We start from the raw sequence: 244 nt of genomic DNA on the forward strand, positions 1-244 counted from the left end.
TGGCGCAGTCTAAACAGTTGCAGAACTTTACGGACCTTCGGTGAAACTTGGTTGATACCACGGATTCCGATGACAAATGCCAATTTGGCTTCCCCGGGAACGTAGTAGTTGCCACGATTGCGTGCTTGTCTGGCTAGTCTGATTTCATCACGTTCCTTGATGCGGTATTCCTTGACGTACTGTTCAGCCCTCTTGAAGATTTCCCTCTTCTTCTTGATGGCAGAAGAACGCCTCTTTAGCGTAA

The 244-nt window shown here is 48.0% G+C and carries 1 protein-coding gene; it reads right to left on the reverse strand.

From position 1 onward, the window contains the following. Positions 1-244: uL30 family ribosomal protein (locus tag F0U44_RS24010; RefSeq protein ID WP_149730590.1), on the reverse strand; the 244-nt coding region annotated here is incomplete at both ends.

This window comes from Nocardioides humilatus (assembly GCF_008373755.1).
Classification (GTDB): domain Bacteria; phylum Actinomycetota; class Actinomycetes; order Propionibacteriales; family Nocardioidaceae; genus Nocardioides; species Nocardioides humilatus.